Source organism: Pantoea phytobeneficialis (assembly GCF_009728735.1).
Taxonomy (GTDB): Bacteria; Pseudomonadota; Gammaproteobacteria; order Enterobacterales; family Enterobacteriaceae; genus Pantoea; species Pantoea phytobeneficialis.
On record NZ_CP024637.1, the window covers coordinates 636,102 to 656,760 of the forward strand.

Consider the following 20,659-nt stretch of genomic DNA (forward strand, 5'->3'; position numbering starts at 1 on the left):
TTCATTCGAAACCTCGTACCCGGATCAGGAGTTGCTATGAACATGCCTTTTACTGCGGTAACCCTCCCAGAAGATCACAAGGCGAAAATCCGCCTGATGAAACAACAACTCAGAAAACAAATTGGCGATGTCGAAGGTTTATTCCTTCAAGTGAAAGCCAAAATCAACCAGGCCATTGCGCAGGCGAAGGAAGATGAAGCACAACGCGGCACGGCCTGGCCGATGGTGAACTGGCGAGATATCGCAGAGAAGAATGTCTCTCAGGAACAAATCGACTTTATCAAACGTCGTGGCTGCGTGGTGGTGAAACAAAACTTTGCCCGCGAGGAAGCGCTGGCGTGGGATAAAGCGATGCTCGATTATCTTGAGCTGAACGATTTTGATCGTCAGTATCGTGGTCCGGGTGACAGTTTCTTTGGCAGCCTCGAGGCTTCCAGGCCGGAAATTTATCCCATCTACTGGTCCAAATCGCAGATGGAAGCCCGCCAAAGTGAAGGGATCTCGCTGACACAATCGTTCCTGAACCGGCTGTGGAAATTTCAGTCTGGTGACGTGACCTGGTTTGACCCGGATGTCAGCATCATTTATCCCGACCGCATCCGCCGTCGTCTGCCCGGCACCACCTCCAAAGGGCTAGGTGCCCACACCGATTCCGGTGCGCTGGAGCGTTGGCTGCTGCCCGCTTATCAGCAGGTATTCAGCAAAATCTTCAATAACCAGTTTGCAGACTACGATCCCTGGGATGCCGCCCATCGTACCGACGTCAATGAATATGATGTGGCGAATACCACCAAATGTTCCGCCTTCCGAACGTTCCAGGGCTGGACGGCGCTTTCGGATATGGAAGCCGGTCAGGGATTGCTGCATGTGGTGCCGGTGCCGGAAGCAATGGCGTATGTGCTATTGCGTCCGTTGCTCAGTGATGTACCGGAAGATGAACTGTGCGGCGTGGCACCCGGTAAGGTGCTGCCGATCTCTGAGCGTTGGCATCCCGATTTGATTGAGGGCTTGTGTTCCATTCCGCCGTTGCAGGCAGGTGACTCGGTCTGGTGGCATTGCGATGTGATCCACGCCGTGGCCCCGGTTGAAGACCAACAGGGCTGGGGAAATGTGATGTATATTCCCGCCGCGCCGTTGTGCGATAAGAATCTGCGCTATGCCGAAAAAGTCGCGAATGCGCTGGACTTCGGTATCTCGCCCCCCGATTTCCCGCGCGAAGACTATGAACGCGACTGGCAGCAACGTTTCACCACCGCAGACCTGAACGCCATCGGCAGACGTAGCCTGGGGTTAGCCTGACCGCCATCCGCCCGGTGCTGCCGGGCGGGTTTCTGTTACACTGCCGACATTATCCTAACCGTGCCAAAGCCTGATGCGATGAATAGCCGACACCAACAGATTATCCAACTGGTAAATGAAAGGGGCAGCGTCACAGTTAACGAACTTTCGCAGTTAACCGGCGTTTCCGAAGTGACCATCCGCCAGGACCTTAACGCGCTGGAGCGCGAGAATTTCCTGCGCCGCGTTCACGGCTCCGCCGTCGCGCCCGACAGCGATGATGTGGGTGCGCGCATGCGCACCCGTTACAAAATCAAACAGGCGATCGCCGAGCGCGCCGCCTCGCTCGTCAATGAAGGGGAAGCCATTTTCATTGAAGGCGGCAGCACCAACGCCCTGCTGGCGCGCTGTCTGGCTAACCGTAAAGATTTAACCATCATTACCGTTAGCCACTACATCGCCCAGGTGCTACGCGACTCGCAATGCGAGGTGATAATCCTCGGCGGCCAATACCAAAAAAGCAGCGAATCGGTGGTTGGCTCACTGACACGCTTCTGTATCCAGCACATCAATTTCCATAAAGCTTTTCTTGGCGTCGATGGCTGGCATGCGGAAACCGGTTTTACCGGCCGGGATATGATGCGCTGTGATGTGATCAATGCGGTGATGGCAAAGCATACCTACACCATCGCCATAACCGACTCCTCTAAATTTGGCGTGATCCATCCCTACCCCAGCTCTCCGGAACACCCGTTTGACGCGGTGATAACCGATGACGGCATTCCTGCCGCCGCGCGGGAAAATCTGTCTGAAGCCGGGGTGCGGTTAGAACTGGTGACACAACCTGAGTAATCTGGCAACGCACAAATTGATCGTTGCCCGGCCCTGGGATAAGCGCATCATGTCCTCCTTTGGCCTAAAACCAGGATCAACACATGAGCAAATTGTTTAGTCCCATCAAACTGGGGTCACTTGAACTGGATAACCGCATTGTGATTGCCCCAATGTGCCAGTACTCGGCACAAGAAGGCTGTGCCACCGCATGGCATCGTATCCATCTGGGACAACTGGCGTTTTCTGGTGCCGGGTTATTGATCGTCGAAGCCACCGCCGTAGAAGCACAAGGACGCATTTCACCGCAGGATCTCGGTTTGTGGGATGACACAACGGAACAGGCCTTGCAGACGGTAGTGAACGATGTTCGTCAGTACGCCGATATTCGCCTTGGGATTCAGCTCAGTCATGCAGGACGCAAAGCGTCAACCTCCGCGCCCTGGCAGGGCGGTACGCAAATTCCGCTGGAGCAACAAGGCTGGCAAACCGTCGCACCTTCCGCCATCCCGATGCATGAAGGTGAGCACCCACCGACTCCCCTGACCCATTCTGACCTTGCTCGCATTAAACAATCCTTCGTTGCCAGTGCCCTGCGCGCGGTACGCATTGGTTTTGAGCTGATTGAACTTCATGCCGCCCACGGTTATCTGCTGCACCAGTTCCTGTCGCCGCTTGCAAACCAGCGAGAAGATGAATACGGCGGTAGCCTGGAAAATCGTATGCGCTTCCCGCTGGAAGTGCTGGAAGCGGTGCGTGCGGCCGTGCCTGATCATGTGGCCGTCGGCGTCAGGATCTCCGCTACCGACTGGGTCGAAGGTGGCTGGGATGTGAAGCAATCCGCTGAGTTCTGTCAGAAAATTGAAGCGCTTGGCTCAGCGTATGTGCATGTTTCCAGCGGAGGTTTGTCAGCACAGCAGAAAATTACCGTATCGGCGGGTTATCAGGTACCGTTTGCCCGTGAGTTGCGCAAAATCACCCGTATGCCGGTGATCGCCGTCGGACTGATCACCGAACCACGCATGGCGGAAGATCTGTTACAGGACGGCGACGCCGACCTGGTGGCCCTGGCGCGTGGCATTCTTTATGATCCGCGCTGGCCGTGGCATGCCGCAGCCGAGTTGGGTGCCAGCGTGCATGTGCCGCCCCAATATCTGCGTTCAGAACCACATGGGGTCAAAGGCAGCATCAAAGCCCGTTAAGCCTCCCCCCGGTCGTAGCGGCGCGATTTATCGCGCGGATTTTTCACGCATCGCGCACGAAATTGCCCGATAAATCGCGCCGCTACGACTGTATTACGTCCTTAAGTACACGATAAATCCGCTCATCGCCGCATTGCGAGACATTAAAGCGTAAAAATCGGTCACAGCTCCCCGACTGGCTAAAGGTGTTGCCGGGCGCGAGTACCACGCCCTGCCTCAGGCAAGCGCGTGAAAACTCGGCGGCATCCAACCCTTCCGGCAGTTCACACCATAAAAACAGCCCGCTTTGTGGCACCAGCCACGGGCGAATACCGACTTCTCCAAGCCGCTGCATTACCTGTCGTCGGCTATCTGCCAGACGTAACTTGATCGCTTCCAAATGGCGTCGATAGCCGCTATCTTTGAGCACATTCAGCAACAAATCGGCGGCCAGCCTGCCACTGCTGAAGCCGGTGGCAATTTTCATATCGATAAGTTTTTCCACCCAGGTCGGTTTGGCAGCGATATAACCGCAACGCACCGAGGCTGAAACCGTTTTCGAAAAGCTGCCAATCACCATCACCCGTGCAAAACCATCCAGCGCCGCCAGACGTGGCGCGGTATGCGTCTCCAGATCGGCAAAAATATCATCTTCGACAATCACCAGATCCGAGTTTTCGGCGATTTTTAGCAGACGATGGGCAGTGGTCGGGGATAGCGTGCCACCCGTTGGGTTATGAATGCCCGAGTTGGTGATATACAGCCGTGGCGCATGCTGCGTTAATGCCTGCTGAAACGCCGCCAAATCCGGCCCCTGAAGTGTCCAGGGAATGCCAACCACCTGCACGCGCTGCGCCCTGAGCAGGGCATGGAAGTTAAAATAGCAGGGATCATCCACCAGCACGGTATCGCCTGGCTCCAGCAGAAAACGACAGATCAGATCAATGGAGTGTGTACCGGAGTCGGTCAGCAACAGTTGGTCGGGCGTGGCGGAAAGTCCATAGGCTGCCAGACGCCGGGTCAACAGTTGGCGCAGTTCCGCGCTACCCGCCGGAACGGCATAGTCGGTCAACAATGCGCTTTCGCTGCGTGCCGCCTTGCGTAGCGCTCGCCGGATACCCTCTTCATACATCCACTCTGGCGGCATCCAGCCACATCCTGGTTTTGGCCTATCCGGTGCGGCGTCCAACGCCTGACGCGTAATCCACAGCGGATCAACATCGCGCTCCACGGTCGGTGCCAGCTGTGCCAAATCGAGCGGCGCAATCGGCCCGGAAACGAAGAAACCTGCACCGGGACGCGAAACAATCACGCTTTCGGCTTCCAGCCGGTCATAAGCCTCCACCACCGTCGAAACGGATATCCCGGCAGATTGGGCACGCGCACGCACTGAAGGCAGGCGGCTGCCTGGGGTCAAGGCCCTTGAGGCGATCTGCTGACGGATATCGTCCATCAATTGTTCGATACGGGTTTTGTTGCGCAATGTCATCACCCCTCAGCTGTACTGCCCAGTTAACCAGTACAGTTTCTTTAAATTGTACTGGATTGTATCTGTTATCGTCCCGGAAATCAGTGGTTAACTGCGCAATATTAACGAAGGAGGGATCATGAAAATTGCATTAAACGGTTGGCTGAGTGGTTTTATTGGGGTGATGATTTTTGCCGGTTCGCTGCCTGCCACACGCGCCGCCATCGGCGGATTTGATCCGTTATTTCTTACCTGCGCACGCGCCACTATTGCGGCGTTGTTGGGTGGCGCGTTGTTGATGGTGCTGCGCCAGAAACGTCCTGCTCTGACGGATATCCCAGCTCTGGCGATAACCGCGCTGGGCGTGGTGGTCGGTTTTCCGCTGCTGACTGCATTGGCCGTACAGCATATCTCCTCTGCTCGTTCGATGGTGTTTCTCGGGCTTTTGCCGATGTCGACCGCCATTTTTGCCGTGCTGCGCGGCGGCGAACGGCCACGTCCGGTATTCTGGCTGTTTTCCCTGGCGGGCAGCGCCATTATTGCGGGCTATGCGCTGGGCGGAACGGCGGGAAACATGATGGCCGGTGATGTGCTAATGATTGCTGCCATCATTCTCTGTGGCTTGGGTTATGCCGAAGGGGCAAAACTATCACGACGGCTTGGCGGCTGGCAGGTGATCAGTTGGGCATTGCTGGTGGCCGTTCCGGTGATGTTACCCGCCGCGATTTACACCGCGCCTGCCACCTTTAGCGGCATTGCCATGCCCGCGTGGTTAGGGCTTGCCTGGGTATCGGTATTTAGCATGCTGATAGGTTTTATCTTCTGGTATCACGGCCTGGCGAAAGGCGGTATTGCGGCGGTGGGACAACTGCAACTGATACAACCCTTTATGGGTTTTGCGCTGGCGGCTTTGCTGCTACACGAATCGATCAGCTGGGCCATGCTGGCGGTGGCGGGTGCCACCATTATGTGTGTGTTTGGCGCTAAGCGGTATGCGTCATAGCGTAGCGGCGCGATTTATCGTGCGCGGAAACGGGCGATAAATCGTGCCGCTACCTGTCCGCTATTGGTTCTGCGGATAACTCAGGGTTATCGCATCATCCGGCAGTTTGGTGAAGTCTTTGATAAGGGTGTGGAAATCCGCTATCGGGCGGAGATCGCTAAACTGTTGCGGATAGAGGTCTTTCGCCAGAATTTCCATGCCAATGATGTTGTAAGGATGGTTATAGAAATGGTGATACACCCCATACACCCGGCCCTGCTTCACTGGCTCGATCTGCGCCAGCCCGGTACGACTCAGCAGTTTCTGGAAGGTCACACCCACATCTTTCGGATCGACACCGTAGCCAAACGGCAGCACGTTAGCGTTCGGGCGTTTGGAACCGGTCATGATGTAGACATCGGGTTTCATGGCGATAATTTTTTCCAGCGCCACAAAGCCTGAATTGCCCGGCAGCAGCGCAGAGCCGATATTTTTGCCACCGACCGCTTCAACCAAGCCACCCCAACCGTTGTGTCCGTGGGTAAAACAGCAGTTGTCGCTGTTACCGGCGATCGGTTCAATAAACACCGTAGGTTTATTTTTAACGTTATCAATGACCTGTGTCATCTTCTGCATATGCTGCTGGTAGAAATCGGTATAAGCTTTCGCCTCTTTTTCACGGTTCAGAATTTTACCCAGCAACGTCACGCTTGGCGCGGTGTTCTGTGCCGGATGCAGTTCATAATCGACAAAAACGACCGGAATATGCAGGTTATTGAGGGTATCCAGCACACCTGATTGCTTCAACGCCGGTTTTGCACGTAGCTGGGCGATCATCAGATCCGGTTTTTGCGCCAGCACGCTCTCCAGATTGACCTGCCCCTGATCGTTAAAACCCATATCAACGATTTTTGTCGCTTCCGGCCAGCGGCCTTTCAGCATGTCCCAGGTCTGAGTGTCCTGTTTTTTCGGCAGGTTGTTCCAGGCAACCACGCGTTTAAACGGGTCATCACGATCCAGCAACGCCAGCGTCAGGACGTCGCGTCCATCCTGCAAAATAATGTGTTGCGGTTCGTGATTGATGGTCTGGGTGTGACCATCCATATCGGTGACACTCAGTGGATAGGTGGTGGCGCAGGCCGCCGTTGAAGCCAACAACCCGATAGCCAGTAACAGGCGCGTTTTCATCGCAAACTCCGTGATAAAAAGAATAGTTATTATTATCAATAACCTTAACACAACCTTAAGTTGCAAAAATAAACTGCACATCAATAGGTTGTGCCGGAGTACGAGGAAAATGCACCAACTCAGGTGAAATCCGATAATTTTTGCCCGGAAACGATCAATTCTTTCAACAGCATCTGACGCCGTTCTTCTGGCGTATCGCGACTCACCATAAAGCAGATCGCCGCCACCGCCTGCCCGCTACGCGAACGAATCGGCGCGGCCATACAGCAGGTAAAACTCTCGGATAACCCTTCGGTCAGGCAATAGCCCAACTGTCCGGCACGATGGATATCTTCGAGGAAGGCCTGTTTGTCGAGGATTTGCCCATTCGCCAGACGGTAGTCCTCTTCCGGGATGAGATCGAGAATGGCGCTATCCGACCAGTTACTGAGCAGCAAACGGCCGGTAGCGGTCCAGGTAATCGGTACCCGCACCCCGATATCAGACGTGATTTTAAATGGGTGGGCGTTGCTTTCCGACAACACCACGGTGTACTTATTCCCCTCCAGCATACATAGCTGTACCGTTTCACCATGACGGGCCACGATCTCAACCATTAGCTGATGAGCACGACGGATAAGATCGTTATGCGCCATGTAGTCTGCACCGTAATAGTGCATTTCGCGGCCAAAGAACACGGCACCGTCGGCATCCAGCTCCACCAACCCGGCTTCACTCAGCAGGCTGACTAATTCATAGACGCTGGAACGCGGCGCACCGGTGGCGTCGATCAAATCACGCATCGCCATAGGCTGACGGGCGATATGCAACTGGCGAAAAATGTCGATAACCCGGTCAACGCCGCGCGCACGCGATGGCTTTTCGTCCGGCATAAGCAAATTCTCCTGATGCAGTCGGGCGGTCGCGCCAGACAGTAAAAAAGAAAAGCATCATACACCCAGCGCCGACGTTAACCCATCCCCGTTAATTAAAATTTTAATGTCTGACTTTATATTTCTTTGTTCTATTTTGGTGCCTCATTTTAGCGCATGGCAGTCAGATCTTTTTTTTAAATCACGAGAGTGGTCACATTTCCATTTGGAAATTCCCCTCCTCTCTTTTTTATTTTGCGATCGCGACGACATCACAAAAAATTAAATCCCTGGCGACATATTGCAAAAGTAAAAATCCTGTGCAAATCTTGCCCTATCCGATATTGCAGATAGCAGTCCGATATACCAGACGGCTGTCATGCAGTGCAAATTAGCATTCTCAGAACAAAAAGGAGCAGCGTTGCATGACGATCACACGTTATGGCATTGAAGGCGGCACGGGTACCGGTGGGCAAAAACTGCCGTTCGCACGGGCAGTTGAGGCCGATGGCTGGCTGTATATCTCGGGCCAGACACCGATGCGTGAGGGCGAAGTGGTGGAAGGTGGCATCATCGAACAAACTCGTCTGGCCTTTGATAACTGCCTGTCTATCATGCGCGAGGCGGGTTATGCGGTGGAGGATGTGGTACACGTCACGGCGGTGTTAACCGACGCACGTTACTTCAGTTCATTTAATAAAGTTTTCAGCGAGATATTTACCGGAAATCCTCCGGCGCGTATTTGTAGCGTGCAGGATTTAGTCGTCGACTGCAAAGTGGAAGTGGATATGAAATGCTTCCGCGCCGATCGAAAATAATATTATTCACCTGATTATAAACTGCGTTTTTATTTACCCGCCCACACCAGGGCAGTCCGTTAATCACTGATGCTTTTCATGTCGTCTCCATTAAATAAGCGAGCAAAACAATGAATGCAACTTCGTTAAAAATCATCGGCGGAGCGCTGGTCATGCTGGCCGTTGCCGGTTGTACCCCCACGGAAGAGAAAAAAGAGGCGGGAGCAGCACCGCAATCGGCGCTGCAAACCGTATTGCAACGCGGCACGTTGCGCGTGGGTGATTGCCTGAGTTTCGCCCCCTTCGGCTTTTACGATAAAGACGGCAATCCTGATGGTTATGACGTCGATTTGGCGAAAGCCCTGGCAAAAGAGATGGGGGTGAAGCTGGAGATGGTAAACACCACCAGCGCCAACCGCATCCCTAACCTGCAAACCAACAAAGTGGACGTGGTGTTCTGTAACTTCACCCGCAACCTGGAACGTGCCAAAGAGATCGGCTTCACCAATCCATATGTGGTGGCGAGCGAAGCGATGCTGGTACGTAAAGAGAGCGGCATCAAGTCGGCGCATGACATGGCCGGTAAAACCATTGCGACGGTGAAAGGATCAACCAACGGTGACGAAGTGCGCAACATGGGCATTGACGTGAAAATTCAGGAGTACGACTCCTCACAGGCCGCCATTCTGGCGGTGAAGCAGGGTCAAGCCGATGCGATGATCGAGGATAACAACTTCCTCGCTTACCAGGCCAAGCTCGATCCGACGCTGACCGTCACCAACGAAGCGCTGGTGCCGCTGGAGTACAACGCCTTTGGCGTGAAACAGGGTGACCAGGTGTGGTTGAACTACCTCAACGAGTTCCTGTTTGAGATCAACGCCTCCGGTGAGAATGCCACGCTGTACCAAAAATGGTTTGGCGATAAGCCGCGTTACCCACTGAACCCGCAATTCTGATTGCCTGCGGCGCAGCAGCACGGGCTGCGCCGTAAGAAGGAGCCCATCCATGAGTTATCAATGGCTAACCCTGTGGAATTATGGCGAGACTTTTCTGGCCGCCGCCTGGCTGACACTACAGGTCACCCTTCTCGCTTTTATGCTGGCGGTCGCACTTGGGTTGCTGGCCGCTCTGGCAAAAGCCACCGCGTTAGCCCCGCTACGCTGGCTGAGTCACTGCTATGTCGAATTCATCCGCAATACGCCAGTGTTGCTACAAATCTTCATCATCTTTTTCGGTCTGCCTTCACTCGGTATCACCATGAGCGCCTTTACCGCTGGCGTGCTGGCACTGGGGATTAACGTCGGGGCCTATCTGTCGGAAACATTTCGCGCCGGGATACAGTCGGTGCCCAAAGGGCAAATGGAAGCCGCATGGATTTTGGGTATTCCACGCCATCAGGTGTTTTTAAGCGTGGTATTGCCGCAGGCGGCGCGCGCCGTGTGGCCTGCCATTATCAACAATCTGATTCAGCTATTGCTCGGTACGTCGCTGTTGTCGGCGATTGCGCTGCCGGAGCTAACCGGTACCGCCACGGTGATTAACGCCCGTACCTTGCTGTACATCCAGACCTTCAGTGTGGTGGCGCTGGTGTATCTGCTGTTAAGTAATCTGTTTTCCTGGCTTGGTAACCTGGCGGGACGGCGCATGTTTCATCCGCCGCTGGTGACAAAGGTAAAAAAGTCCGCCTGGTGGTGGGCAAAAAAATGGCTGACTAATCCACTGAAACGGGAGAATGCGCTATGAGCGACTTGATCATCAGCTCGTTGCCGCTGTTGCTGAAGGGGCTGGGTATTACCCTGCTGCTTTCTGTCGCCGCCATTATTGGCAGCACCCTGCTCGGCCTGCTCGCCGCCGTGTTGCGAACCAGTCGTGTGCCGGTCGCCCGACAAATTGCCGTGTTGTACACCGAGCTGTTTCGCGGTACGCCGGTGTTGATCACCCTGATGTTTATCTACTTTGGCGTGGCTTATTTTGGCTATGAAATCAATCTGTTTGCTGCGGGCATTCTCGGTCTGAGTATTTACCAGGGTGCCTACATTGCCGAAGTGTTTCGTGCCGGGATTGAAGCGGTACCCAGGGGGCAATGGGAAGTGTCGTGGATTCTCGGCCTGTCAAAACGCCAGACCTTTCTCAGCGTGATTCTGCCGCAGACTCGCGGCATCGTCTTGCCGCCGCTGGTGGGACAGTATCTGTCCCTGATTAAGGACACCTCGATCGTTAGCATGATCGGCATGTCGGAACTGATGCACCAGGGCCAGGCCATTGTCGATCGTATCGGCCAGCCGGTGGTGATTTATGGTCTGGTGGCCGTGTTGTATTTCGTTGTCTGCTTTCCCCTTTCTCGTTGGGTTCAACATCATCAAACCAGGAGCCAGTTATCATGAGCAAATCCGCCATTACGCTGAGCCGTATCACTAAATCGTTTGGCAGCACGCAGGTGCTGAAAGAGATCAGCCTGGATGTCTCGCCCGGCGAAGTGCTGGTGCTGATTGGCGCGTCCGGTTCGGGCAAAAGCACCGTGTTACGCATCATGAGTGGGCTGGAAACCGCTGACGGCGGTGAAATCTGGGTTAACGATGTGCCGCTGCACGACACTAAACGCAGTCGGGAAATTTGTGGTCATGTTGGCATGGTGTTCCAGCAGTTCAACCTGTTTCCCCACAAAACCGCACTTGGTAACGTGACGCTGGCGCTGATTAAAGCGCAAAAATTGTCCGAAGCCGAAGCCAATAAACGTGGCATGGCGGCCCTGACGCGTGTCGGACTGGCGGAGCGCGCCCATCATTATCCGGCGCAGCTCTCCGGTGGACAGCAGCAACGTGTGGCGATTGCCCGTGCGCTGGCGGTAGAGCCAAAAATTATGTTTTTTGATGAGGCCACTTCGGCGCTCGACCCCGAGTTAGTCGGTGAAGTGATGGAGGTGATGCGCAGTCTGGCGCGTGAAGGCATGACCATGGTGGTGGTCACTCACGAGATGGGCTTTGCGCGCAAAACCGCTGACCGCGTCGTGTTTATGGATCAGGGCGTGATCGCTGAACAGGGATCGCCCGAGCAGATTTTTGTTCATCCGCAAAATCCCCGTACCCAGCAGTTTTTATCACGCGTGCTTGAGCATTGATCGGAGGCGTTATGTCGATTCATTTTCCGTTGGTGGCGGATGGCCTGCTGGATGCGCAACAACCCGCGCCACGCTTTAAATCCGTGGCTGGTCGTGGTGATACGCCGTTGCCGGCTGGCACCCCGGTGTTTGCCAGCGATCAGGTGTTTTCCCCGCTGATGCTGATGAAGCAGTCAGCGCTGGAGAATAATTTGCGGCAACTGGCAGATTTTTGTCGCGAGCAGGGCGTGATGCTGGCGGCACACGGCAAAACCTCGATGTCTCCGGCCATCCTGCGCCGGGCGATTACGGAAGGCGGGGCCTGGGGATTAAGCGCCGCAACCCCGGCGCAGGTGCGCGCACTGCGCCAGTTCGGCATTCGTAACGTCTTTCTTGCCAATCAACTGGTCGACCCCGCAGGTATCCGCTGGATTGGCGAGTGGCAAAAGCAACATCCAGACCACGGCTTTCTTTGCTATGTCGATTCAATGCAAGGGGTGCGTTTACTGGAGCAACATCTTGGCGACAGTCGCATCGCCGTGCTGCTGGAGATGTCGGTGAGCGGCGGGCGCACCGGTTGCCGCTCAACATCTGCGGCACTGGAAATCGCCACCGCGATTGCCGCCAGCCCTGCCCTGCAACTGGTGGGTGTCGCGGGCTATGAAGGTGCGCTGGGAGCCGGACGCGATACCGTCGGTATCGCCAGAGTGCACGATTATTGTCAGATGCTGATCGCCACGGCGGCGCTGCTGGTAGAGAAGCAGCTGTTCAGCAGCAACACCATTATTCTCAGCGCCGGTGGTGGTGCCTGGTTTGATGTGGTCAGCACCTGTTTTACCGAAGCCCGGTTGCCGCTACCAGTCACGCCGCTGATTCGCTCGGGTGCCTATATGGCGCACGATAACGGGTTGTATGCCCGTATCACCCCGTTTGCCCAATCGGGCAGCCAGCATCATTTTGCCGCCGCGCTGGAAGTCTGGGGGCGGGTGTTATCGCGTCCTGAGCCAGGCCTGGCATTTGTTGATTTCGGCCGCCGTGATGTGCCATTCGACCAGGACTTGCCGAATCCGCTGTGGGTGCGAGATGTCGATGGCAGCGCGCCTCGCGTGGCTGCTGGCATGCGTATCAGCGAGGTAAATGATCAACATGCTTATTTGTTGTTGCCAGAAGAGGATGCGCTCAAGCCCGGTGACTGGGTGGGCTGTGGCATTTCACATCCCTGCACCGCGTTTGATAAATGGCGGTACTTACCGCTGGTCGATGACGATTATTACGTCACAGATTCACTGGAAACAGCATTCTGAGTGATTTTTCGCCAACCGCCAGAGCAGATTCTGGCGGTACAGCTCACTTACGCTTGATCAGCCCCAGCACGATGACCACCGACAACGCGACCAATCCCGTACCGGCGAGAAAAGCCAGATGATTCTGGTGCAACATCAGGCTTATCCCTTCCAGATGAGAGGACCCCGCTACCGCCGTGGCAACCATGATGCTCAATCCCAAAGCACCACCCATTTGATGCGCCGCATTGATCAAGCCCGATGCTGCTCCGGCATCACTCGCTGCCACACCACTCAACCCCATCGCGGTTAGCGGGCCGGTCGCGCCGCCAATACCAAACCCCATCAGAATTAACGGCAGCAGCAATCCCGACAGATAGTGGCTTTGCGCATCCAGGCGACTCAGGAGCGCCATACCAAGTAATACCGCCAGTAAACTGATTAACAGTAGATTTTGACTCCCGAAGCGCCCCGTCAGACGTGGTACCTGCAAGGCCACCAGAAAGTTAATCAGCATGGCCGGTAAAAAGGCCAGTCCGGCCTGGATAGCGGAGTAGTGCAGAACGCCCTGCATAAATTGGGTTGAAAAAAAGAAGAAACCCATTGCAGCACCGATATAGAGGATACGCGCCAGATAAGCGCCACTGCGCATGGAACTGTGAAATAACCTCAGCGGCATAATGGGTTGCTGCGCATGTTTTTCGACCAAAACAAACACCCACAGCAGAATGATTGACGCTGCGAAAGTCAGCATCGTGGTGATACTTAACCAGCCATTGCTCACTGAACTGATGGTTGCGTAGACCAGCCCCGTCATTCCCAAAGCCGATAATACCGCGCCACCCACATCAAATTTCCCACGATGGCGTGCAGTTTCCGGTATGAAACGCAGCGCGCAAATAATGAGCAAGATACCAATCGGGACGTTGATTAAAAAACCAGCACGCCAGGAAATGAGATCTGCCACGATACCGCCAACCACTAATCCGATACTGGCCGAAAGACCACCCGCCGCCGCATACAATGAAATAGCGCGTGCTCGCGCGTGACCATCAGCCATTCCGCCGTAGGTGCAAGCCCAATACACAATGAGGAGAGCGTGAAAAGCGCTAACCCTGCCACCAGCAGATGACGACGACCTAAGATGTCACCAGCGCGGGCGCACAACAGTAATAATCCGCCAAAGGTCAACGCATAAGCGCTGGATACCCAGGACAACCCGGCTGACGTAAAAGCCAACTGGGTTTTGATTTTGAGTAACCCGGTGATCACCACCGAGTTATCAATGACAATCATGGTATAGCTGACCAGGATAATTGCCAGGATAAGATTCGAATAAGAAACTGACGCGGTCGTTGACGGCGAAGCACTATCGCTCATGGTAAATGCTCATTTGTTAGCGAGTTAACGGTGGAGTATTAACAGAGGTGTGATGTAGAAGAAGGGGAGTAACCGGGCAAACCACTGCCCGGTTAAACATGGTCAGTTTAATGTGGACATATCGATCACAAATCGATATTTAACATCACCTTTTTCCAGACGTTCAAAAGCGTCATTCACCTGAGCGGCCGTAATCATTTCAATGTCGGCGGTGATGTTGTGTTCGGCGCAGAACGCCAGCATTTCCTGGGTTTCATCAATCCCGCCGATATTTGAACCGGCAAAACTTCTGCGTCCTTTAACAACGTTAAATGCGCCGATCTCAATGGGTTCTGGCGGTAAACCGACCAACACCACCGTGCCATCAATCGCTAACTGTTGCAGATACGCATTGATGTCGTGTTTGCCTGATACGGTATCGATGATCAGATCGACTTTACCGGCAAATTTTTTCATTTGGTCAGCATCTGACGTCAACACCGCCTCATGTGCCCCTAAGCGTTTAGCATCCGCCACTTTCGCCTGCGATGTGGTGTACACCACAACCTGTGCGCCCATCGCACGGGCAATTTTAATTGCCACATGTCCTAATCCACCAATACCCAGCACGCCGACCACTTTTCCCGGACCCGCCTGCCAATGTTTTAAGGGGGAATAGACGGTGATGCCCGCACACAACAAGGGGGCTGCCGCAGCCATATCGTCAAAATGCGGCATTTTCAGGGTGTAACGCTCTTTACACACATAGGTTTGGGCAAAGCCACCCAACGTCATACCACCAAGATGTTTATCCGGTGTGTTAAAGGAGAGCGTGGTGCCATGTGCGCAGAATTGTTGCAGATCGCGTTCGCAGGCCGGGCAGGTTCCGCATGAATCGACAATGCAGCCCACGGCAGCAAAATCACCCACGTTGAATTTTTTAACTTCTGAACCTACGGCAGTCACCCGACCCACAATTTCATGTCCGGGCACCATCGGGTAGTGGCTGGCACCGAAATCATTTTTCACCTGATGAAGGTCAGAATGGCAAATTCCGCAGTAGAGGATTTCCATCTCAACATCATCGGGCAACAAGCCGCGACGCTGAATGCTAAACACCTGTAAGGGATGGGTGGATGAATCCGTGCCAATCGCTTTAATGGATTTGATCATGATTTCCCCGATGACAACTTGAGTGATAAGGGATCATACTGGCTGACGCCAGCATGATTAAGCCAGCCAGAGATATTGAGGATATGAATCACATTCATGAAATTCCCCCCTCTCATCCCGGCGTTTGCAGTTTCCCGGCTCGCATCGCCGCAATCACGCCACCATCAATCAACAGATCGCTTCCGGTGACAAACCCGGCATCCGGCCCCAGCAGGAAAGAGGCGGCAAGCGCAATTTCCTCCGGAGGTGCCATGCGTTTTACCGCGGAGGCATCCACCATGGCACGATAAATATCACCAATTTCCGAGTTGAGTTCATGCAATGCCAGCGGTGTCACCACCACACCCGGACTGATGGCGTTCACGCGGGCGCCCTTCTCACCCCAACTGACGGCAGATGCCTGAACGCGCAGATGGTTGGCACGCTTCGCCAACATGTAGGCCACAAGCGTGTTCGGGACAGCGTCCTGTTGCAGGAAGGGTAGCGCCAGCAATTCTTCGGTTGGCGTATAGGCTAATGCATGGTCCTGTTCTGCGGATAGCGCAGGCATCATATGACCGGCCATGCTGGAGATAATCAACCCGGCACCGCCCGCTGCGATGACTGTTTCGAACACCTCAAACACCAGCGCTGCGCCATAGAGATCCACTTCCAGCACTTTTTCTACCGGTGCCATATTGGGCGACAAGCCTGCCGTATTGATGACCTGCATCACCTTGCCGAGCGAGGAAGCACGGGCCGCCAACTTTTCCACCGACTCACGCGAGGTCACGTCAACATCCTGCGTCTCGACGCTATAACCTGACGCATTAAGTTGTTCTGCTGCCTGTTGCAGAGTTTGTGGATTGAAATCAGCCAGCAGCAAGGTTTTACCAAAACCCTGACGGCGGGCAATCGCCTGACCAATGCCACCAGCGCCAATAATTACCACGATATCTTTCGTCATGTTGACCTCACAATCATTTGAATGGGGTGAACGCCCGACCAGGCGGTTCAATCAATGAGCGAAAGTCTATACGCGGCGGATTCAGGTGATAAGATGCTTAATAGTTAATGAACTTAGATCTGAGATTTATAAATGCTGCGAGATGAGCTGGGTGACCTGGCTGCTTTTTTAGTAGTGGCTGAGGAAATGAGTTTCACGCGTGCCGCCGCGAGGCTCTCAACCTCACAGCCTGCGTTGAGCCAAACTGTCCGACGTCTGGAAGAGAGGCTAGGCGTACGGCTGTTGATTCGTAACACCCGCAATATGGCTGTTACCGAAGCCGGTGAACAGCTGTTGAATACCTTGCGCCCGGCGTTTAGCGATATCGACAATCGTTTGCAATCACTGAGCCAGTTTCGTGATAAACCTGCTGGCACCGTACGCATCACCGCTGGTCAACACGCCGCAGATACCCTGATTTGGCCCGCCATTAATGAGGTGTTGCACACCTACCCCGATATTAAAATCGAGCTATCGCTGGATTCCGCGTTGACGGATATCGTCAGTGAACGCTTTGATGCCGGAATTCGTCTGGGTGAACGGGTAGAACAGGATATGATTGCCGCTCGTATCGGCCCCGAGTTACGTATGGCCGTGGTGGGCACACCTGACTATTTCACCCGCCATCCAGCCCCTACGTCGCCACACGATTTACCTCAGCATGCCTGCATCAATATCCGCCTCCCCAGTTCCGGTGGCATCTACGCCTGGGAATTCACTCAGGGAGAACGCGAGCTTAACGTTCGCGTCAATGGGCCGTTTATTGTCAACAACCTCAGCGCGGCGCTGAAGGCTGCACAAGCCGGAGTGGGCCTGGCGATGGTGATGGAAGACATGGTGGAAACCCAGTTGGCAGAAGGTCAGTTAGTGCGGGTGTTGGCAGAATGGTGCGCACCTTTCGCCGGTTATCATATTTATTACCCCAGCCGTCGCCTGCTCTCTCCGGCGTTTCAGGTGTTATTACAGACGTTACGTCGGAGAAATGCAGCTGAAGAAAAACCACGCAGGCCGGTTATCGACGGTAATAATCAATAATCCGTTCTCTGTGGCGACGCGCAATATTTAAACCCTGGGTAAAAATCCCCAGGGCAAGTAACATCATGCCTGCTGGCATGATAAACAGGTATATGAACGCATCGTCCTGAGTCTCTTTGGGCAAAGAGAAGCGAATCAACAAGATTTCAAGACCGATGAGCGAAATGAGCGTAATAATCTTGAATATTCCATGAAGTATCTGTAGCCAATTATTGCCATCATCTGCGGGGGAGTTGATACGTTCTCCAGACATCATCGCCACGTTAATTTGCTGTTTTTCGCCCTGTTGCGTTGCGAGTAATTGGCCCCGTTGCCCATGACGTATCGCCTGCGCCGCCCACTCCAGCATCAGCCACCGATAACCCGGCGTCCAGGTTGCAGCAACCGGTAAACGGTGCCAGTTATGCTCTGGTATGCCACTCAGTGTTTCGTTGAAGGCATCCTTGAGCAAATGCAAAGCTTCACCCTGCAAATTCCCGCTCCATACGTGGCGTAAATTGGCTGGCACCACCTGCTTTGCGGCGAATAAGATATCCAGGTATTTCTCGACCTGATGCTGATGGCAGTTCAGGCTGCGAAAACACCACACCGGCATCCGGGTGTCTGGTGATGGACATTGATGAGCAAATAACAGCGCCGTGGCGTATTCACAGAATGCGTCGTCATTAGCTCCCTGCAACTCCATGATAATCAGCAAACGGGAATCACAAAAATAGGTCATGATCCATTCTTCCAGCATCGAACATTGTGGCAGCGCCTGGAGCAAATGGAGGGTCGGTTTTTGCAGTAATGTGTGATTATGTATGATGGCGCTGGCATCCTGCTGGGTTGGTTGATCGGCGTTGCGGATGTATAGCCAGACTTCCGGCCTGTTAAGCGTTGCAATATCGAGTTGGTCTAACAAATGGGTTAAAATCTGTTGCGTGCGACTCAACCCCATGTCTTCATCAACGCCGACACTGAGTTTACGCGGAATATCTTTTAGCGGCGGCATTTCCCCTTCCAGGCGAAGCATTTTAAGAGCCGCATCTTCCACCGGAAAAAGCGAGCTATGTTCAGCCAGTCGGATACCGGCTGAGGCGTGGTTAATCCACCAATTACGCTGCTCAATATAACTTTTTTCCATCATGTCGGCCCAAAACTGACTGACACTGTGGAAAAGCAAGATAAGGGTGTAAATGAAAGCGCCTACAAGGGCAGGGATCACTAGTATCCATATGATCTTCAGCTTTGTGGATGCCTCCGGTTCTAACACCAGTGCGCTGATAATCGCAATAATAATTCCCGGCAAAAGAGAGAAGAACAGGCTGATCAGGCCAGGGGAGCGCAGATCGTCTGGCCAATAAGGTCAGGGAGGGATTTCCAGATATTCATGATTCAACAGCCCCTGCGACAGGTAATGAAGAAACAAACGAGCAGCCGCATTTAGCCTGGTACGCCTCTGTCACCACATTCCGGCCATTCATGGTCCATCCAGGATGGCCCTCGTCAGCCTTGGTTTTACCATGAATGGTGCAACGGGCGCCGTCGCCCAATAACATGACGGGTTTGCCATCAAACATTTCACCGGTCGCATCAGTCACGCTTCCACCGTGCGATAATTTGTCTCCGAGACGGATAACGCCTTTTATCATGTGCTTAATCCTTTAATGTCCATTATTTATTGTGCACCGGGTAAATAATCAGAGCCCGGCATTCAGGTCGCATTTCATATGCGTCCAGCCCTGATAGTTTTTAACTTCGGGTACTCGGTCGGGCAGGTTCTGGAAGTTGGTGTAATACTGTTTTACTGAGCGATGTAAAATGCGCGGGTCGATATAGTCCCGGCCCCATAATGATGTATCCAGACCTTCAGCCGGACGTATGGCGTCGATATGGTGTGCTATTTTCCTCCCTCTGAACTCCACAACATAATCCACACCTGTTCCGCCGGGTTGCAGACGCGGATCGTCAAAAGGCAGCGACGACATATAAATGCGTCCCTGTTTGGTGAGGAGAAAACCCTGATCGTTGACGACGGTCAGGGACTGGATATTGTCGTAAGTCGGTGAATCTGAACCGTCATCTTCTTCTCCTTTAATTGAAGATGTCTGCCAGGTTCTTCCATAATCTTTTGAAACACTCATAACTCCGGTCATATCCCAGCTGGGTACCGCAATATAACGTTCAGACGCATTGATATATTGCTTAGTAAAAATTTTATAGAACTGAAACCAAAGCTGACTGCGAATCCCCCGTTTTTGATCCACAAACCAGAGTTCTCCCTCACAGTTATAACCTTTCAGCTCCAGCCAGCGATGGTCATCAAACCGGTACACCACCTGTACCGGTTTCTGACGTGGTTTTAAGAAGTTGTGTTGACACCCGCTAATCATGAACATCGCAAGAACCGCTATCATCGATATATATTTCATCATATTCAAAACACCATTTTGTGGCCCGTTGCGGGAAGATCTTTATGACTTGAAGGTTCCGGCATATCCCATTGAGGCAACGGAATCTCTTTATTATGGAATTCTGGTGGACGGGCAGGTTCAATTTTTACAGCCGGATGGAATTCATTGACAACGCCAAACTCACCTTTGGGTAAGGTGTTATCAGGTTTATTCATGAACTCTTTGGTCTTCTTATCATTTAATTTACCGGTATGATAATATCGGTTTGTATCCTCATTCGGATTATATTTATGCCGCCAGTCGGCCAGCTTTCTCAGTCGCAGCCAGAATTCCGGATCCTCAAATGCCATACAGTTACCAATCGCCAGGTCATACGCCACCGCTTTTTCCTGCACGATCGGGTCCATCACAATGGCCGAGTGCTGACTGAATTTGACCGGGTCACCATATTTCGCCATCTCTTCAATTTCCTGGTCGGTTTTGTTCCGCAACAACCGATATTCCATACGCTGCTGAGAACCAATAACCCGGCCGCCGGTAAACTGCGTTTTGTAATAAAAATTCACCGCACTCAATTCATTTTCAGTGAGTACATGCCCCGGTTGCATAAAATAGGCGTGTAGCTCCAGCACCGGCCGGGTTTCTTTTACCTGCCATACGCCCTCGTGGGCTCGGGCGGAATAATCGATATAGCGATCCTCTCCCGCAATACCGGTTTTAAACTTCATCTCCCCTTCATTGCTGCTGCCCATCAT

The 20,659-nt window shown here is 53.5% G+C and carries 20 protein-coding genes and 1 pseudogene; 11 read left to right on the forward strand and 10 right to left on the reverse strand.

The features are described from left to right. Positions 1-36 precede the first annotated feature (36 nt). The 3 genes from CTZ24_RS23145 to CTZ24_RS23155 all read left to right on the forward strand — a co-directional run bounded on the left by CTZ24_RS23145 (position 37) and on the right by CTZ24_RS23155 (position 3,311). The gene (locus CTZ24_RS23145; RefSeq protein WP_208725971.1) at positions 37-1,299 is read left to right on the forward strand and encodes a DUF1479 domain-containing protein; all 1,263 of its coding nucleotides are present in this window, start codon (positions 37-39) and stop codon (positions 1,297-1,299) included. A gap of 78 nt (positions 1,300-1,377) precedes the next feature. Continuing rightward, complete coding sequence (locus tag CTZ24_RS23150) at positions 1,378-2,130, forward strand: DeoR/GlpR family DNA-binding transcription regulator (RefSeq protein WP_208725972.1); 753 nt, start codon at positions 1,378-1,380, stop codon at positions 2,128-2,130. Between the two features lie 83 nt (positions 2,131-2,213). Next, positions 2,214-3,311, forward strand: coding sequence for an NADH:flavin oxidoreductase/NADH oxidase (locus CTZ24_RS23155; RefSeq protein ID WP_208725973.1), 1,098 nt, complete (start codon positions 2,214-2,216; stop codon positions 3,309-3,311). 82 nt (positions 3,312-3,393) lie between these two features. Here CTZ24_RS23155 and CTZ24_RS23160 read toward each other — a convergent pair whose 3' ends face one another. Next, positions 3,394-4,779 (reverse strand): aminotransferase-like domain-containing protein, encoded by a 1,386-nt coding sequence (locus tag CTZ24_RS23160; RefSeq protein WP_208725974.1) that lies wholly within the window; start codon positions 4,777-4,779, stop codon positions 3,394-3,396. 118 nt (positions 4,780-4,897) lie between these two features. Between CTZ24_RS23160 and CTZ24_RS23165 the strand changes: the two genes are divergently transcribed. Next, complete coding sequence (locus CTZ24_RS23165; RefSeq protein ID WP_208725975.1) at positions 4,898-5,761, forward strand: DMT family transporter; 864 nt, start codon at positions 4,898-4,900, stop codon at positions 5,759-5,761. A 60-nt stretch (positions 5,762-5,821) separates the two neighbouring features. Here the strand turns inward: CTZ24_RS23165 and CTZ24_RS23170 are convergent, their stop codons facing one another. Then, a complete protein-coding gene (locus CTZ24_RS23170) occupies positions 5,822-6,928 on the reverse strand; it encodes an ABC transporter substrate-binding protein (RefSeq protein WP_208725976.1) in 1,107 nt (368 codons plus the stop codon). A gap of 119 nt (positions 6,929-7,047) precedes the next feature. Next, positions 7,048-7,800 (reverse strand): IclR family transcriptional regulator, encoded by a 753-nt coding sequence (locus tag CTZ24_RS23175; protein WP_208725977.1) that lies wholly within the window; start codon positions 7,798-7,800, stop codon positions 7,048-7,050. Between the two features lie 404 nt (positions 7,801-8,204). Here CTZ24_RS23175 and CTZ24_RS23180 point away from each other — a divergent pair, with 404 nt between their 5' ends. The 6 genes from CTZ24_RS23180 to CTZ24_RS23205 all read left to right on the forward strand — a co-directional run bounded on the left by CTZ24_RS23180 (position 8,205) and on the right by CTZ24_RS23205 (position 12,977). Next, the gene (locus CTZ24_RS23180) at positions 8,205-8,597 is read left to right on the forward strand and encodes a RidA family protein (protein ID WP_208725978.1); all 393 of its coding nucleotides are present in this window, start codon (positions 8,205-8,207) and stop codon (positions 8,595-8,597) included. A 110-nt stretch (positions 8,598-8,707) separates the two neighbouring features. Further along, on the forward strand, positions 8,708-9,532 hold the full coding sequence (locus CTZ24_RS23185; protein WP_208725979.1) for an ABC transporter substrate-binding protein: 825 nt from the start codon (positions 8,708-8,710) through the stop codon (positions 9,530-9,532). 49 nt (positions 9,533-9,581) lie between these two features. Next, positions 9,582-10,319, forward strand: a complete 738-nt coding sequence (locus CTZ24_RS23190; protein ID WP_208725980.1) for an amino acid ABC transporter permease — start codon at positions 9,582-9,584, stop codon at positions 10,317-10,319. After that, the gene (locus CTZ24_RS23195) at positions 10,316-10,960 is read left to right on the forward strand and encodes an amino acid ABC transporter permease (RefSeq protein ID WP_208725981.1); all 645 of its coding nucleotides are present in this window, start codon (positions 10,316-10,318) and stop codon (positions 10,958-10,960) included. The genes CTZ24_RS23190 and CTZ24_RS23195 overlap by 4 nt, the downstream gene beginning before the upstream one ends. Further along, the gene (locus tag CTZ24_RS23200; protein WP_208725982.1) at positions 10,957-11,694 is read left to right on the forward strand and encodes an amino acid ABC transporter ATP-binding protein; all 738 of its coding nucleotides are present in this window, start codon (positions 10,957-10,959) and stop codon (positions 11,692-11,694) included. The genes CTZ24_RS23195 and CTZ24_RS23200 overlap by 4 nt, the downstream gene beginning before the upstream one ends. A gap of 11 nt (positions 11,695-11,705) precedes the next feature. Further along, entirely contained in the window at positions 11,706-12,977 is a 1,272-nt protein-coding gene (locus CTZ24_RS23205) for an alanine racemase (protein WP_208725983.1), read from the forward strand. Positions 12,978-13,020: 43 nt separating this feature from the next. Here the strand turns inward: CTZ24_RS23205 and CTZ24_RS23210 are convergent. The 3 genes and pseudogenes from CTZ24_RS23210 to CTZ24_RS23220 all read right to left on the reverse strand — a co-directional run bounded on the left by CTZ24_RS23210 (position 13,021) and on the right by CTZ24_RS23220 (position 16,434). After that, positions 13,021-14,336 (reverse strand): annotated as a pseudogene (locus CTZ24_RS23210) (MFS transporter). 102 nt (positions 14,337-14,438) lie between these two features. Beyond that, positions 14,439-15,491 carry an NAD(P)-dependent alcohol dehydrogenase gene (locus CTZ24_RS23215; protein ID WP_302474919.1) on the reverse strand — a complete coding sequence of 351 codons (1,053 nt, stop codon included), beginning with the start codon at positions 15,489-15,491 and terminating at the stop codon, positions 14,439-14,441. A gap of 109 nt (positions 15,492-15,600) precedes the next feature. Continuing rightward, on the reverse strand, positions 15,601-16,434 hold the full coding sequence (locus tag CTZ24_RS23220) for an SDR family oxidoreductase (protein WP_208725985.1): 834 nt from the start codon (positions 16,432-16,434) through the stop codon (positions 15,601-15,603). A gap of 132 nt (positions 16,435-16,566) precedes the next feature. Between CTZ24_RS23220 and CTZ24_RS23225 the strand changes: the two genes are divergently transcribed. Then, positions 16,567-17,508, forward strand: coding sequence for a LysR family transcriptional regulator (locus CTZ24_RS23225; protein ID WP_208725986.1), 942 nt, complete (start codon positions 16,567-16,569; stop codon positions 17,506-17,508). On the opposite strand, the gene CTZ24_RS23230 is transcribed toward CTZ24_RS23225, so the two are convergent. The 4 genes from CTZ24_RS23230 to CTZ24_RS23245 all read right to left on the reverse strand — a co-directional run. Then, positions 17,486-18,715, reverse strand: a complete 1,230-nt coding sequence (locus CTZ24_RS23230; RefSeq protein WP_208725987.1) for a hypothetical protein — start codon at positions 18,713-18,715, stop codon at positions 17,486-17,488. The genes CTZ24_RS23225 and CTZ24_RS23230 overlap by 23 nt on opposite strands. Positions 18,716-18,878: 163 nt before the next feature. Further along, complete coding sequence (locus CTZ24_RS23235) at positions 18,879-19,142, reverse strand: PAAR domain-containing protein (protein ID WP_208725988.1); 264 nt, start codon at positions 19,140-19,142, stop codon at positions 18,879-18,881. Between the two features lie 48 nt (positions 19,143-19,190). Beyond that, entirely contained in the window at positions 19,191-19,922 is a 732-nt protein-coding gene (locus tag CTZ24_RS23240) for a T6SS immunity protein Tli3 family protein (RefSeq protein ID WP_437180287.1), read from the reverse strand. 5 nt (positions 19,923-19,927) lie between these two features. Beyond that, on the reverse strand, positions 19,928-20,659 hold a 732-nt coding region (locus tag CTZ24_RS23245), incomplete at its 5' end, for an effector protein Tle3 domain-containing protein (protein WP_208725989.1).

Coding starts and splice junctions, on each gene's coding strand:
- CTZ24_RS23200 (WP_208725982.1), top strand. CDS start 10,957: ATGAGCAAATCCGCCATTACGCTGAGCCGTATCACTAAATCGTTTGGC.
- CTZ24_RS23220 (WP_208725985.1), bottom strand. CDS start 16,434: ATGACGAAAGATATCGTGGTAATTATTGGCGCTGGTGGCATTGGTCAG.
- CTZ24_RS23150 (WP_208725972.1), top strand. CDS start 1,378: ATGAATAGCCGACACCAACAGATTATCCAACTGGTAAATGAAAGGGGC.
- CTZ24_RS23190 (WP_208725980.1), top strand. CDS start 9,582: ATGAGTTATCAATGGCTAACCCTGTGGAATTATGGCGAGACTTTTCTG.
- CTZ24_RS23225 (WP_208725986.1), top strand. CDS start 16,567: ATGCTGCGAGATGAGCTGGGTGACCTGGCTGCTTTTTTAGTAGTGGCT.
- CTZ24_RS23160 (WP_208725974.1), bottom strand. CDS start 4,779: ATGACATTGCGCAACAAAACCCGTATCGAACAATTGATGGACGATATC.
- CTZ24_RS23175 (WP_208725977.1), bottom strand. CDS start 7,800: ATGCCGGACGAAAAGCCATCGCGTGCGCGCGGCGTTGACCGGGTTATC.
- CTZ24_RS23185 (WP_208725979.1), top strand. CDS start 8,708: ATGAATGCAACTTCGTTAAAAATCATCGGCGGAGCGCTGGTCATGCTG.
- CTZ24_RS23145 (WP_208725971.1), top strand. CDS start 37: ATGAACATGCCTTTTACTGCGGTAACCCTCCCAGAAGATCACAAGGCG.
- CTZ24_RS23235 (WP_208725988.1), bottom strand. CDS start 19,142: ATGATAAAAGGCGTTATCCGTCTCGGAGACAAATTATCGCACGGTGGA.
- CTZ24_RS23180 (WP_208725978.1), top strand. CDS start 8,205: ATGACGATCACACGTTATGGCATTGAAGGCGGCACGGGTACCGGTGGG.
- CTZ24_RS23240 (WP_437180287.1), bottom strand. CDS start 19,922: ATGAAATATATATCGATGATAGCGGTTCTTGCGATGTTCATGATTAGC.
- CTZ24_RS23165 (WP_208725975.1), top strand. CDS start 4,898: ATGAAAATTGCATTAAACGGTTGGCTGAGTGGTTTTATTGGGGTGATG.
- CTZ24_RS23205 (WP_208725983.1), top strand. CDS start 11,706: ATGTCGATTCATTTTCCGTTGGTGGCGGATGGCCTGCTGGATGCGCAA.
- CTZ24_RS23170 (WP_208725976.1), bottom strand. CDS start 6,928: ATGAAAACGCGCCTGTTACTGGCTATCGGGTTGTTGGCTTCAACGGCG.
- CTZ24_RS23155 (WP_208725973.1), top strand. CDS start 2,214: ATGAGCAAATTGTTTAGTCCCATCAAACTGGGGTCACTTGAACTGGAT.
- CTZ24_RS23195 (WP_208725981.1), top strand. CDS start 10,316: ATGAGCGACTTGATCATCAGCTCGTTGCCGCTGTTGCTGAAGGGGCTG.